The organism is Rodentibacter caecimuris, assembly GCF_010587025.1.
GTDB classification, from domain to species: Bacteria; Pseudomonadota; Gammaproteobacteria; order Enterobacterales; family Pasteurellaceae; genus Rodentibacter; species Rodentibacter caecimuris.
The window spans coordinates 1,914,368-1,926,836 of record NZ_CP040863.1; the positions used below are offsets into that span (position 1 = coordinate 1,914,368).

A 12,469-nucleotide genomic window follows, 5' to 3' on the forward strand; every position below is an offset into this window, starting at 1 on the left:
TACATGAGAAAATTGATTCATAGAATATCGTAAAACGCTATAAATTGGTAGGCTAAGAGGCGTAAAGTGCGGTCATTTTTACTTGTTTTATAACAAATTCTCAATTTCTTTCGGGATTAATTTAGGATTAGGAATCCAAATTTGTTTATGCCGATTTAATTCTCCTTTCTCCAGCAGGATACTGCTTTTCGGAACTTTAAAAATTTTGCTTAAGAATTTTAATAAGTGAGCGTTTGCTTGTCCTTCTATAGGTGGGGCGGTGATGGTGATTTTGAGCTCTTCATTATGTATTCCAACAATTTGATCTCTGCTGGCTTTGGGTTGTAAAAAAATCTTCAGACGAATACCATCAGACATTTTTTCGATTGCTGACATATTATAAATCTCATAAAGAAAAGCCACGTGGAACGTGGCTGAAAACATATTATTTTATGACCGCACTTTTTATCCTGCAATCAACCAAAGTCCTTGTAGCATATCAATCATAAAGTTATTGATGAATAATAGGATAAATACAATCACCATAGGAGAAAAATCAATCGCACCGATCGTCGGCAAAATTTTTCTAACAGGGCGTAATAGTGGCTCTGACAGCTGATAGAATGCGTAGAAAATAGGATTATTGCCACGATTAAACCAACTTGAAATCGCACCGATAAATAACACATAGAAAATGGTCATTCCGATTGCTTTTAAGATGCTTAATATGCCTAAAAGTATCATGACATCAATGGCTAATCCGAAGTAAAGTAAGGATTTTAGTGCACCGAGGATAAAGATCACAAGGACAGCCGAAGTGTCAATGTTTTTGACGATCGGCATTATTTTACGAATGGGTTTAAGTACAGGTTCTGTAATTTTTACCACAAACTGTGAAAGGGGGTTGTAGTAATCCACTCTAGCCAACTGCAACCAAATGCGTAAGACCAACACGAGCGCATAAAGATTGATGATTGAACCGACAAATAATGCAGTTTGAGATAATTCCATTATAGCCATCCTTTTCGTTTAAAATAAATATATGGGGTGAGTGCGGCAGCGATCATTAAACCGATAGCCATTGGGTAACCATATTTAAAATGTAGTTCCGGCATAAACTCAAAGTTCATTCCATAAGTAGAGGCAACCAATGTTGCCGGTAGGAACATAACGGATACCACAGAGAAAAATTTCATAATTTTATTCTGCTCAATATTAATGTAACCCATTGCCGCTTGCATAAGAAAGTTCACTTTTTGGAATAGGGATTCGTTGTGCGGTTGTAGGGATTCAATATCCCGTAGGATTTCTCGAGCCTGTTCTAACTGGTTTGCCGGCAAGCGGGTTTTGCGTACCAAAAAACCGAGGGCGCGTTGGGTATCCATCAGGCACAGACGCACTTTAGAACTGGTGTCTTCCTGCTCTGTGAGAGTGTTTAAAGCTTCATCAAAGGCTTCGTCTTGTGTGCCATTTAAGATCACACGACTTAATTCTTCTAAGTCGGCGTAAACATTTTCGATTACATCGGCAAGTTGCTCGATTTTGGTTTCAAATAAATCAAGCAATACTTCATAAGCATTGAATTCCAATAAACGCTGACTGCGGGAGCGCATACGATATAAACGAAATGCCGGGAGTTCCCGATCACGCAAGGTAAATAAACGTCCATCGCGAATGGTAAATGCGACACTGGCGAGATCGGCATAGTTATTTTCATCTTCACAGTAAAAGAATGAGTGTAAGTGTAATCCGTCTTCGTCTTCAAAGAAACGGGCGGAGGCCTCAATATCTTCTAATTCCAGAAAAGAAGCGAGGCTTTGTCCCAAGCTTTCTTGTAGCATTTCACGCTCTTCGCCGGTAGGTTCGAGCAAATCAAGCCAGATTGCGCTATTGAGATCTGTTTCATTTTCATCGATCCGAAATAAACGGGAATCGTTGATAGTAAAAGCATTGATCATTTCATACTCCTTTTGGGATTATGAACAGTTAACCGTGAACAAAAGAATGTCAAACGAATAAGTGCGGTGAAAAATTGCGTTATTTTCGTTTTGTATAAGGATGCCGAAAGCGGTAAATCTACCGACGAACTCTCGCCGATAGCCATTTTGACATTAGGCGGGAGTCTAAAGCGATATTCGGTATCGACTATGACTGTCCAAAGTGTGTGTCCTTCTCATTAAAAAATCGGGCGAATGTTACGCTTGAAAGGGGGATTCGTCAAGTTTTTATAGAAAAAAGGGACATAACGCCCCGAATAGAATTAACGGATATATTGATTGATTGCTGTAGCGACTTCTTGATCTTGATAGATGTTATTAACAATGTCTTTGAAGGTTTCGCCAAGCACTTTTTGAATTTCGTCATTATTAGCGTTAAATACACCGGATTGTGAACGGCTGACGTTAAAGTCTTTGTTATATTTTCCGCCTGCACCCTGTATGTGTACGGTAACTTGAATTTTGCTATTTAGATTGTAGCGTAAATTGCCCTGATCCACCTGAGTGAAAAAATCTTTTACTTCAACGGTAACGCCTGCATTTGAATTATTGACCTGCCCAATACGGAATCCTTTGCTTACCAGATTTTGTTGCATCACTTGTTGAAATAGTTGCGTTACACTCGGAGAAGCATTGAGTTTTACTAATTCCCCGTTTTTTACATAGCTGGCGATATCTTGTTTTGAACGGGCATCGGTTGTGGTGACATAAACAACGGCTGATTGATTAACATTCATGGACGCATTGGGGGCTGGCGGTGTGAATGTTAGTGTATTGGATTGAGCTTGGCAGCCGGTAAGAAAGATTGTTGCGGCAGCAAGAGTAACAGCAGATAATGTTTTGATTTTATTTGCAAGTTTCATAATTTCCTCAATTAAAAATTAGTTAATTTGTGCTATTCTTGCAAACTTAATGATGGATGTATAGCCCTTCAGCAAAATTTTATTGGAGATGAATAATGTCAAAACAACAAGAATTATTAGATAAAATTCACACTGAATTTCAACCGCACTTTGCGACAGTAGAAAATGAAAGCCATATGCATAGCTCCGGTCGTGGTGCAAATTCTCACTTTAAATTGGTGATTGTCAGTGATGTTTTTGACGGTATGAGTAAGGTTAAACGCCATCAAAAATTATATCAATTATTTGCCGATGATTTAACAAACGGTATCCATGCCTTAGCCCTTCATCTTTACACAAAAAAAGAATGGGAAGAACGTGGTGAGGTATTTCCAAATTCACCAAACTGTGCCGGAGTTGGGTTGTAGTTTGATTATTTTCCATTCATAACTCTTTGTGTGTATCTTTCAAAAAGTTCACAATTTTTTCACAAAAAGTGTGGGTTAAAGTGGAATGAAACACAGATTTTAGCTAGAATAGGTCGCTTTAATTTTTATATTTTCAATTTTTTGATGTTGTAAAAGCTCACTTACTTTGTCAAAAAATTAAACCAATTTGAGTTTTTTATTTATGTGTCAGTAGTTAATACTTTGATGGTTTAACGTATTCTCTGTCACGCTCAAACACGAGATTGCATTTAATTTTAGTTATTTGCAATCGTATTTTTAACCTTGAAAAGTAGTGCAAACAATATGATTACAATTAAGAAAGGCTTGGATCTTCCTATTGCAGGAAAACCGGCACAAGTAATCCACAGCGGTAACGTTGTGAATCAAGTTGCGATTCTTGGTGAGGAGTATGTGGGGATGCGTCCTTCTATGAAGGTACGTGAAGGTGATGTTGTTAAGAAAGGACAAGTGCTTTTTGAAGACAAGAAAAATCCCGGTGTGGTTTTCACAGCCCCTGCAAGTGGTACTATCACAGCAATAAATCGTGGCGAAAAACGTGTATTACAATCTGTGGTCATTAATGTGGAAGGCGATGAACAAATCACTTTCGCAAAATACAATGCAGATGAACTCAATACGCTTTCTTCCGAACAAGTAAAACAAAATCTTGTGGAGTCAGGCTTATGGACGGCATTACGTACGCGTCCTTTTAGCAAAGTTCCTACACTTGAAAGCGAACCTTCTTCTATCTTTGTGAATGCGATGGATACTAATCCTCTCGCGGCTGATCCTGAAGTCGTGTTAAAAGAGCACTGGCAAGATTTCATCAACGGTTTAACCGTGTTAAGTCGTTTATTCCCTAGCAAGCCGTTACATCTGTGTAAAACAGGCAATATGAATATTCCGGCTGTGGATTTATCAAATCTTCAAATCCATGACTTTGGTGGAGTACATCCGGCAGGTCTGGTGGGAACCCATATTCACTTTATTGATCCGGTAGGCGGACATAAAACCGTATGGCATATTAATTATCAAGATGTTATTGCTATCGGTAAATTATTCACAACCGGTGAACTTTGTGTTGAGAGAGTGATTTCTCTTGCCGGTCCTCAAGTGAAAAATCCACGTCTGATCCGTACCGTGATTGGCGTAAATCTTTCACAATTAGTGCAAGACGAGCTAAGTGCGGGTGAAAATCGTGTGATTTCCGGTTCTGTGCTATGCGGTAATACCGCGAAAGGCGCACATGACTATTTGGGTCGTTACGCATTACAGGTTTCGGTTATTATAGAAGGCAATGAAAAAGAGTTCTTTGGTTGGATTACACCGCAACCTAATAAATATTCCATTACCCGTACCGTATTAGGACATTTTGGTAAAAAATTATTTAATTTTACCACTGCGGAAAATGGTGGTGAGCGTGCAATGGTACCAATCGGTAACTATGAGCGTGTTATGCCGTTGGATATTTTACCAACATTATTGCTCCGTGATTTAATCGCAGGTGATACTGATGGTGCTCAAGCATTAGGTTGTTTAGAGTTGGATGAAGAAGATTTGGCACTTTGTTCCTTTGTTTGCCCGGGCAAATATGAATATGGTTCCATCTTACGTCAAGCTTTAGAAAAGATTGAGAAGGAAGGTTAGAAATGGGTTTAAAAAATCTTTTAGAAAAAATGGAACCCGCGTTTTTACCGGGAGGTAAATACAGCAAGCTTTACCCGATCTTTGAATCGATTTATACCTTGCTTTATACACCAGGTACGGTAACGCACAAAAACACACACGTGCGTGATGCATTAGATTCAAAACGTATGATGATCACCGTGTTCCTCGCATTATTTCCAGCGATTTTCTATGGTATATACAATGTGGGTAATCAAGCGATCCCTGCATTGAATCAATTAGGCAATTTAGAGCAATTAATTGCAAATGATTGGCACTATGCACTGGCTAACGGTTTAGGGTTGGATTTAACCTTAAACGCAGGTTGGGGCAGTAAAATGGCCTTAGGTGCAATTTTCTTCCTACCGATTTACTTGGTGGTATTTACCGTTTGTACGATGTGGGAATTATTATTCTCTGTGGTACGTGGTCACGAAGTTAATGAAGGGATGTTTGTTTCTACGATTCTTTTCGCCTTAATTGTTCCGCCAACTTTACCATTATGGCAAGCCGCACTTGGTATCAGTTTTGGTATCGTGGTGGCAAAAGAAATCTTCGGTGGTGTAGGTCGTAACTTTATGAACCCTGCGCTTGCCGGTCGTGCTTTCCTATTTTTTGCTTATCCAGCACAAATTTCCGGTGATACTGTATGGACTGCTGCGGATGGTTTCTCTGGAGCAACCGCACTTTCACAGTGGTCACAAGCGGGTCAAGGTGCGTTGCAACACATCGTAACCGGACAACCAATCTCTTGGATGGATGCGTTTATTGGTAATATCCCGGGCTCAATGGGCGAAGTTTCAACCTTAGCGATCTTAGTTGGCGGCGCAATCATTGTTTTCACCCGAATTGCCTCGTGGCGTATTATCGCAGGGGTGATGATTGGTATGATTGCAACCTCAACATTGTTTAACTTAATTGGTTCTGAAACGAATCAGATGTTCTCAATGTCTTGGCACTGGCATCTTGTTTTAGGTGGCTTTGCACTAGGTATGGTGTTTATGGCAACGGATCCGGTTTCAGCATCGTTCACCAATACAGGTAAATGGTGGTATGGTGCGTTGATAGGTGTAATGGCGGTATTAATTCGTACTGTGAATCCGGCTTATCCGGAAGGAATGATGTTAGCGATTCTGTTTGCAAACTTATTTGCACCAATTTTTGACTACATCGTTGTTCAAGCAAATATCAAACGTCGGAGAGCAAGAACAAATGGCTAAGTTTAATAAAGACAGTGTAGGCGGCACAATTCTTGTTGTGTTGCTCCTGAGTTTAGTTTGTTCCATTATTGTTGCTGGTTCCGCAGTGATGTTAAAACCTGCACAAGAAGAGCAAAAATTACTCGACAAACAAAAAAATATCCTAAATGTTGCGGGACTTTTACAGGAAAAAACAAATGTAAAAGAAACCTATGCAAAATTTATCGAACCACGTTTTGTTGATTTGGCAACAGGTGATTATGTTCAACAGCCTGATGATTCTCAAGAGGTGATTCCTGCCGAACAAGATAAGGCGAGAATCCGCACTCGTGGAAAAACAGCTGAAATTTATCTTGTGAAAGATGAACAAGGTCAAACTCAGCAGGTGATCTTGCCAATTTACGGTACAGGTTTATGGTCTGTTATGTATGGTTTAGTTTCCGTTCAACCGGATGGCAACACGATTAATGGGATTACTTATTATCAACATGGTGAAACTCCGGGATTAGGTGGTGAGATTGAAAACCCAAATTGGGCAGGTTTATTTAAAGGTAAAAAACTTTTCAATGAACAACATCAACCGGCTATCCACATTGTGAAAGGTCAAGCACCAAAAGATGATCATAGTATTGATGGTTTATCCGGGGCAACACTAACCGGTAATGGTGTTCAAGGTACTTTTGATTATTGGTTCAGTGGAAATGGCTTTAGTAAATATCTTGAAAAATTTCAAGCAGGAGCGAACTAATGTCTGGAAAAACAAATTTAAAAGATCTGTTATTAGCTCCGATTGCTAAAAACAATCCAATTGCTTTGCAAATCCTTGGGATCTGTTCTGCATTAGCGGTAACAACGAAATTAGAAACTGCATTTGTTATGGCGGTGGCTGTAACTTTAGTAACGGGCTTATCAAACTTATTTGTTTCATTAATCCGTCACTATATTCCTAACAGTATTCGTATTATCGTACAACTTGCGATTATTGCTTCATTGGTAATTGTTGTTGACCAAATACTAAAAGCCTATGCTTACGGTCTATCTAAACAGCTTTCGGTATTTGTCGGTTTGATTATTACAAACTGTATCGTGATGGGGCGTGCGGAAGCTTTCGCAATGAAATCCCCTCCGCTTGACAGTTTTGTGGACGGTATTGGTAACGGTTTAGGTTATGGCGCAATGTTAATCATTGTTGCTTTCTTCCGTGAACTTATCGGTTCAGGTAAATTATTCGGTATAACTATTCTTGAAACTATTCAAAATGGTGGTTGGTACCAAGCAAACGGTTTATTCCTACTTGCACCAAGTGCATTCTTTATCATTGGATTTGTTATCTGGGGATTAAGAACTTGGAAACCGGAGCAACAGGAGAAATAATCAATGGAACATTACATTAGCCTATTTGTGAAGGCCGTCTTCATTGAAAATATGGCACTTTCTTTCTTCTTAGGGATGTGTACATTCTTGGCGGTATCAAAAAAGGTTTCTACGGCTTTTGGTTTAGGGATTGCAGTAACCTTCGTATTAGGCGTTGCGGTACCTGTTAACCAGTTAATTTACGCTAACATACTAAAAGAAAATGCGTTAATTGAAGGTGTGGATTTGTCATTCTTAAACTTCATCACTTTTATCGGTGTGATTGCAGGTTTAGTACAAATCCTTGAGATGGTATTAGACAAATTTATGCCGTCTCTTTATAACGCATTAGGGATCTTCTTGCCGCTTATCGCAGTAAACTGTGCGATTTTCGGGGGCGTATCCTTTATGGTTCAACGCGATTACAATTTCCCTGAGTCTATCGTATATGGTTTCGGTTCTGGTTTAGGTTGGATGCTTGCTATTGTTGCACTTGCCGGCTTAACGGAAAAAATGAAATATGCGGATATTCCGGGTGGTTTGAAAGGATTAGGTATTACTTTCATCACGGTTGGTTTAATGGCGTTGGGCTTTATGTCCTTCTCCGGTATTCAATTATAAGGAGTGTAATCAATGAGTGATTCAGTAATTCTTGCACTCGGTATTGCTGCATTTACGGTTATCGTATTGGTATTGGTAGCAATCATCTTATTTGCGAAATCAAAACTCGTGGATTCCGGGGATATTACAATCGGTATTAATGATGATTCCGAAAAGGCAATCACATTACCTGCCGGTGGCAAATTATTAGGCGCATTGGCAAGTAAAGGTATCTTCGTTTCCTCTGCTTGCGGTGGCGGTGGCTCTTGTGGTCAGTGTATTGTGAAAGTGAAAAGCGGTGGTGGCGAAATTCTCCCAACCGAACTTTCTCACATCAATAAGCGTGAAGCAAAAGAAGGTTATCGTCTGGCTTGTCAAGTGAATGTGAAAGGCAATATGGAAGTTGAACTTCCGGAAGAAATCTTCGGCGTGAAAAAATGGGAATGTACCGTTATTTCTAACGATAACAAAGCGACGTTCATTAAGGAGCTTAAATTAGCGATTCCTGAAGGTGAAGAAGTTCCTTTCCGTGCAGGTGGTTATATCCAAATTGAAGCGGAACCTCACACCGTTCACTATAAAGACTTTGATATTCCTGAAGAATACCACGAAGACTGGGATAAATACGATTTATGGCGTTATGTGTCTAAAGTGGACGAGCATATCATTCGTGCTTATTCCATGGCTTCCTATCCGGAAGAAAAAGGCATTATTATGCTTAACGTGCGTATTGCAACGCCTCCACCACGTCAACCAGATGCACCTCCGGGTCAAATGTCTTCTTACATTTGGTCATTAAAAGCGGGTGATAAAGTAACAATTTCAGGGCCGTTTGGTGAATTCTTTGCCAAAGAAACCGATGCGGAAATGGTCTTCATCGGTGGTGGTGCAGGTATGGCGCCAATGCGTTCGCATATTTTCGACCAGTTAAAACGTTTACATTCTAAACGTAAAATCTCATTCTGGTATGGTGCACGTTCTAAGCGTGAAATCTTCTATCAAGAAGACTTCGACCAATTACAAGCCGAAAATGATAACTTTGTATGGCACGTAGCACTTTCAGATGCGTTGCCTGAAGATAACTGGACGGGTTACACCGGCTTTATTCACAACGTGCTTTATGAAAACTATCTGAAAAATCACGAAGCACCGGAAGATTGTGAATACTATATGTGTGGTCCTCCAGTAATGAACGCTGCCGTAATCAAAATGTTAAAAGATTTAGGCGTTGAAGACGAAAACATCTTATTAGATGACTTCGGTGGTTGATCTTAACTAAATTCACCACAAAAATTGACCGCACTTTGTGATAAAGTGCGGTCAAAATTTAACGTGTTTTTAGGGGCGTATCGTGTACGCCCTTATTGTTATTTAGATTACAGGCAAGCTGATTGAAAAGTCAGTTTGCCTATAATTCATCTCGTTAGGAAAAATAAATGAAGAAAATATTAAGCAGACTCCTTGTTGTTGCTTTCGCTTGTTCACTTGCAGCTTGTAAGAAAGACGCTGAAGTGATTACATTAAGTGGCAAAACCATGGGAACAACCTATCATGTTAAATATATTGATGATGGCTCGGTGAGTGAAAATTCACAAAAGACTTATGAGCAAATTGAACACATTCTAAAAGATGTTAATGCGAAAATGTCCACCTATATTAAGGATTCGGAATTAAGCCGTTTTAACCAAAATACACAAGTAAATACGCCTGTCGAAATTTCAGCGGATTTTGCCAAAGTGTTGGCTGAAGCGGTTCGATTACACCAAGTTACGGAAGGCGCACTTGATGTTACCGTTGGGCCGGTCGTGAATTTATGGGGATTTGGTCCGGAAAAACGCCCTGAGCGTCAACCGACTGCTGAACAACTCGCCGAGCGTCAAGCTTGGGTCGGACTTGATAAAATCACACTTGATATGAGTGGTAATATCCCAACATTAAGTAAATCAGTTCCGCAAGTCTATATTGACCTTTCTTCCATTGCGAAAGGCTTTGGTGTGGATCAAGTTGCAGAGAAGTTAGAACAGCTTAATGCACAAAACTATATGGTAGAAATTGGTGGTGAAATTCGAGCTAAAGGAAAGAATGCAGAAGGGAAACCTTGGCAAATTGCCATTGAAAAGCCTAATATGACGGGAGAAAGAGCGGTCGAAAATGTGATTGGTTTAAATAATATGGCAATGGCAACGTCCGGCGATTATCGTATTTATTTTGAAGAAAACGATAAACGTTTTGCCCATGAAATTGATCCGAAAACCGGTTATCCGATTCAACATCATCTTGCCTCTATCACGGTGTTTTCTCCAACAACTATGACGGCAGACGGTTTATCAACGGGGTTATTTGTACTCGGGGAAGAAAAAGCCCTTGAAGTGGCAGAGAAAAATGATATCGCAATATATTTAATTATCAAAACCGCAAATGGCTTTGAAACGAAAATATCATCTGCATTTAAAAAACTAATGGAAACAAAGGACTAATCATGCAAACTTTATTTTTTACCCTCATCGTATTTGTTGCGATTATTTTATTGATGTCTATTGGTTTTATCATCAAAAAACAGAGCTTAAAAGGTAGCTGTGGCGGTTTATCCACGTTAGGCATCGCTAAAGCCTGTGATTGTGATAAGCCTTGCGATACGCTTCAATCAAAACTTGATTCGGGGGATGAAAAAGCGAAAGCGGAGTATGAACAAAAATTCGCAAAGAAAAATGATGATTCGTCATTTTATGAAGTGAAATAATTTTGGAGAAATTAATGTGCCTTATGTCAATATTAAAGTAACCGGAGGGAAGGAAGCGCCGACGGCACAGCAAAAGGCGGAAATAATCGAAGGGGTAACACAGTTATTACAAAAAGTGTTGAATAAAAACCCCGAAACAACGGTCGTGATTATTGATGAAGTTGATATGGATAATTGGGGGATCGGTGGAAAAACGGTCACTGCCAGACGGACAATGAAATGATCATGAATATAACCATAAATGCCCGAAATTCTTGGGCATTTTTACTCTTAATTGATTTGCGGTAGAATGCCCGAATACTTAATTTAGCGAAATTTTTACTATCACATTATGAAATCACAAACTTACGAAAATCATTTCCCGCAACTTACGGCGGAGCAATTAACTGAGAACGCCGCTAAAAAAGTCATTGTCGGTATGTCCGGTGGAGTAGATTCATCCGTATCTGCTTTTATCCTTCAGCAGCAAGGTTATCAAGTAGAAGGCCTGTTTATGAAAAATTGGGAAGAGGATGATGATACGGATTATTGTACCGCAGCAGCAGATTTAGCAGATGCGCAGGCGGTGTGCGATAAGCTCGGAATTAAACTTCATAAAATCAATTTTGCCGCAGAATACTGGGATAACGTATTTGAGCATTTTTTAACGGAATACAAAGCCGGTCGAACACCGAATCCTGATATTTTATGTAATAAAGAAATTAAATTTAAAGCATTTTTAGAATATGCGGCAGAAGATCTCGGCGCAAACTATATCGCCACGGGGCATTATGTTCGTCGCTCTGGTGATGACAATCAAGCCAAATTATTACGTGGTTTGGATGCCAATAAAGATCAAAGCTATTTTTTATATACCCTAAGCCATCAACAAGTGGGGCAAAGCCTTTTCCCCGTAGGTGAAATTGAAAAACCGATTGTGCGTGCCATTGCAGAAGATTTAGGTTTAATTACCGCGAAAAAGAAAGACTCGACCGGTATTTGTTTTATCGGGGAACGTAAATTTAAAGATTTCTTGGCTCGTTATTTACCGGCACAGCCCGGCGATATTCGTACGGTGGACGGAGAGGTGATTGGTCGCCACGATGGCTTGATGTACCACACTCTCGGTCAGCGTAAAGGCTTAGGCATTGGCGGTTTGAAAAATGCCGGAGAAGAAGCTTGGTATGTGGTGGATAAAGATATAGAAAATAATGAATTGATTGTGGCTCAAGGGCATGATCATCCGCGTTTATTTTCTAAAGGGTTAATTGCAAAGCAGTTGCATTGGGTGGATCGCCAACCAATTCGCGAATTGTTACGCTGCACAGTGAAAACCCGTTATCGCCAAACGGACATTCCTTGCGTCATTGAACCGATTGACGATGAAACTATTCAAGTTATTTTTGATGAGCCTCAGACTGCGGTTACACCGGGTCAATCTGCGGTGTTTTACCTAAATGAAGTCTGTTTAGGCGGCGGCATTATTGAAACAAGAATGTAGTTTTTAAAAGTGCGGTGAAAAACGTCGGTATTTTTCACCGCACTTTTTTATAGTGAATTTCTACTAATTTGAAATAATTCTTAAGTTTTTATATAATACCCGCAATTTTGGAAACAATCCTTCAATTTCTACTGAAAGTTTCCTTCAAAATCGCACCTCTATGTG

The 12,469-nt window shown here is 39.7% G+C and carries 15 protein-coding genes; 11 read left to right on the forward strand and 4 right to left on the reverse strand.

Features of this window, described 5'->3' with window-relative positions:
- Positions 1-87 precede the first annotated feature (87 nt).
- The 4 genes from yggU to FEE42_RS09405 form a co-directional block, all read right to left on the reverse strand.
- Positions 88-375, reverse strand: a complete 288-nt coding sequence (yggU, locus tag FEE42_RS09390) for a DUF167 family protein YggU (RefSeq protein WP_164028333.1) — start codon at positions 373-375, stop codon at positions 88-90.
- A 69-nt stretch (positions 376-444) separates the two neighbouring features.
- Positions 445-990: a YggT family protein gene (locus FEE42_RS09395; protein WP_018356305.1), complete on the reverse strand. Its 546-nt coding sequence runs from the start codon at positions 988-990 to the stop codon at positions 445-447.
- Positions 990-1,937 (reverse strand): magnesium/cobalt transporter CorA, encoded by a 948-nt coding sequence (gene corA, locus FEE42_RS09400; RefSeq protein ID WP_018356306.1) that lies wholly within the window; start codon positions 1,935-1,937, stop codon positions 990-992. The genes FEE42_RS09395 and corA overlap by 1 nt, the downstream gene beginning before the upstream one ends.
- Positions 1,938-2,239: 302 nt before the next feature.
- Entirely contained in the window at positions 2,240-2,839 is a 600-nt protein-coding gene (locus FEE42_RS09405) for a YajG family lipoprotein (RefSeq protein WP_164028335.1), read from the reverse strand.
- A 95-nt stretch (positions 2,840-2,934) separates the two neighbouring features.
- On the opposite strand from FEE42_RS09405, the gene FEE42_RS09410 reads away from it, so the two are divergent.
- From FEE42_RS09410 to mnmA, 11 genes are all read left to right on the forward strand, one after another.
- Positions 2,935-3,246 carry a BolA family protein gene (locus FEE42_RS09410; RefSeq protein WP_077583481.1) on the forward strand — a complete coding sequence of 104 codons (312 nt, stop codon included), beginning with the start codon at positions 2,935-2,937 and terminating at the stop codon, positions 3,244-3,246.
- Between the two features lie 324 nt (positions 3,247-3,570).
- Complete coding sequence (locus FEE42_RS09415; RefSeq protein WP_059368284.1) at positions 3,571-4,914, forward strand: Na(+)-translocating NADH-quinone reductase subunit A; 1,344 nt, start codon at positions 3,571-3,573, stop codon at positions 4,912-4,914.
- A 2-nt stretch (positions 4,915-4,916) separates the two neighbouring features.
- Positions 4,917-6,152: an NADH:ubiquinone reductase (Na(+)-transporting) subunit B gene (locus FEE42_RS09420; protein WP_164028337.1), complete on the forward strand. Its 1,236-nt coding sequence runs from the start codon at positions 4,917-4,919 to the stop codon at positions 6,150-6,152.
- Positions 6,145-6,879 carry a Na(+)-translocating NADH-quinone reductase subunit C gene (locus FEE42_RS09425; RefSeq protein ID WP_135969405.1) on the forward strand — a complete coding sequence of 245 codons (735 nt, stop codon included), beginning with the start codon at positions 6,145-6,147 and terminating at the stop codon, positions 6,877-6,879. Before FEE42_RS09420 ends, FEE42_RS09425 begins: the two co-directional genes overlap by 8 nt.
- Positions 6,879-7,505 (forward strand): NADH:ubiquinone reductase (Na(+)-transporting) subunit D, encoded by a 627-nt coding sequence (locus FEE42_RS09430; protein WP_164028339.1) that lies wholly within the window; start codon positions 6,879-6,881, stop codon positions 7,503-7,505. The genes FEE42_RS09425 and FEE42_RS09430 overlap by 1 nt, the downstream gene beginning before the upstream one ends.
- Positions 7,506-7,508: 3 nt before the next feature.
- On the forward strand, positions 7,509-8,105 hold the full coding sequence (gene nqrE / locus FEE42_RS09435) for an NADH:ubiquinone reductase (Na(+)-transporting) subunit E (protein ID WP_018356313.1): 597 nt from the start codon (positions 7,509-7,511) through the stop codon (positions 8,103-8,105).
- Between the two features lie 12 nt (positions 8,106-8,117).
- Positions 8,118-9,353, forward strand: a complete 1,236-nt coding sequence (nqrF, locus tag FEE42_RS09440) for an NADH:ubiquinone reductase (Na(+)-transporting) subunit F (protein ID WP_164028341.1) — start codon at positions 8,118-8,120, stop codon at positions 9,351-9,353.
- Between the two features lie 167 nt (positions 9,354-9,520).
- Positions 9,521-10,561 carry an FAD:protein FMN transferase gene (locus tag FEE42_RS09445; protein WP_164028343.1) on the forward strand — a complete coding sequence of 347 codons (1,041 nt, stop codon included), beginning with the start codon at positions 9,521-9,523 and terminating at the stop codon, positions 10,559-10,561.
- 2 nt (positions 10,562-10,563) lie between these two features.
- Complete coding sequence (nqrM, locus tag FEE42_RS09450) at positions 10,564-10,824, forward strand: (Na+)-NQR maturation NqrM (RefSeq protein ID WP_018356316.1); 261 nt, start codon at positions 10,564-10,566, stop codon at positions 10,822-10,824.
- Positions 10,825-10,840: 16 nt separating this feature from the next.
- Positions 10,841-11,047: a tautomerase family protein gene (locus FEE42_RS09455; protein WP_077583476.1), complete on the forward strand. Its 207-nt coding sequence runs from the start codon at positions 10,841-10,843 to the stop codon at positions 11,045-11,047.
- 108 nt (positions 11,048-11,155) lie between these two features.
- Positions 11,156-12,304 (forward strand): tRNA 2-thiouridine(34) synthase MnmA, encoded by a 1,149-nt coding sequence (gene mnmA, locus FEE42_RS09460; RefSeq protein WP_164028345.1) that lies wholly within the window; start codon positions 11,156-11,158, stop codon positions 12,302-12,304.
- Positions 12,305-12,469: the final 165 nt, after the last annotated feature.

Bases quoted from the DNA above. Each gene is read 5' to 3' on its own strand.
- yggU (WP_164028333.1), bottom strand. From the start codon at position 375: ATGTCAGCAATCGAAAAAATGTCTGATGGTATTCGTCTGAAGATTTTT.
- FEE42_RS09395 (WP_018356305.1), bottom strand. From the start codon at position 990: ATGGAATTATCTCAAACTGCATTATTTGTCGGTTCAATCATCAATCTT.
- corA (WP_018356306.1), bottom strand. From the start codon at position 1,937: ATGATCAATGCTTTTACTATCAACGATTCCCGTTTATTTCGGATCGAT.
- FEE42_RS09405 (WP_164028335.1), bottom strand. From the start codon at position 2,839: ATGAAACTTGCAAATAAAATCAAAACATTATCTGCTGTTACTCTTGCT.
- FEE42_RS09410 (WP_077583481.1), top strand. From the start codon at position 2,935: ATGTCAAAACAACAAGAATTATTAGATAAAATTCACACTGAATTTCAA.
- FEE42_RS09415 (WP_059368284.1), top strand. From the start codon at position 3,571: ATGATTACAATTAAGAAAGGCTTGGATCTTCCTATTGCAGGAAAACCG.
- FEE42_RS09420 (WP_164028337.1), top strand. From the start codon at position 4,917: ATGGGTTTAAAAAATCTTTTAGAAAAAATGGAACCCGCGTTTTTACCG.
- FEE42_RS09425 (WP_135969405.1), top strand. From the start codon at position 6,145: ATGGCTAAGTTTAATAAAGACAGTGTAGGCGGCACAATTCTTGTTGTG.
- FEE42_RS09430 (WP_164028339.1), top strand. From the start codon at position 6,879: ATGTCTGGAAAAACAAATTTAAAAGATCTGTTATTAGCTCCGATTGCT.
- nqrE (WP_018356313.1), top strand. From the start codon at position 7,509: ATGGAACATTACATTAGCCTATTTGTGAAGGCCGTCTTCATTGAAAAT.
- nqrF (WP_164028341.1), top strand. From the start codon at position 8,118: ATGAGTGATTCAGTAATTCTTGCACTCGGTATTGCTGCATTTACGGTT.
- FEE42_RS09445 (WP_164028343.1), top strand. From the start codon at position 9,521: ATGAAGAAAATATTAAGCAGACTCCTTGTTGTTGCTTTCGCTTGTTCA.
- nqrM (WP_018356316.1), top strand. From the start codon at position 10,564: ATGCAAACTTTATTTTTTACCCTCATCGTATTTGTTGCGATTATTTTA.
- mnmA (WP_164028345.1), top strand. From the start codon at position 11,156: ATGAAATCACAAACTTACGAAAATCATTTCCCGCAACTTACGGCGGAG.